1 protein-coding gene is annotated in these 251 nt (G+C 64.1%); it reads left to right on the top strand.

The window, feature by feature from the left end; all coding sequences use genetic code 11:
* Positions 1-251: S1 RNA-binding domain-containing protein (locus tag BIU95_RS04880; protein ID WP_139179659.1), on the top strand; the 251-nt coding region annotated here is incomplete at both ends.

Below are 251 nucleotides of genomic sequence, written 5' to 3'. Positions count from 1 at the left end.
CGGCACCGTCGTGAAGATCGACCGCGACGAGGTCCTCCTCGACGTCGGTTACAAGACCGAGGGTGTCATCCCCTCGCGCGAGCTCTCGATCAAGCACGACGTCGACCCCAACGAGGTCGTCGAGGTCGGCGACGAGGTCGAGGCCCTGGTTCTCCAGAAGGAGGACAAGGAAGGCCGCCTCATCCTGTCGAAGAAGCGTGCGCAGTACGAGCGTGCGTGGGGCGACGTCGAGAAGATCAAGGAGTCCGACG

Source organism: Curtobacterium sp. MCBA15_007, assembly GCF_001864905.1.
Taxonomy (GTDB): domain Bacteria; phylum Actinomycetota; class Actinomycetes; order Actinomycetales; family Microbacteriaceae; genus Curtobacterium; species Curtobacterium poinsettiae.
This window is presented reverse-complemented; position numbering and strand designations above follow the sequence as displayed.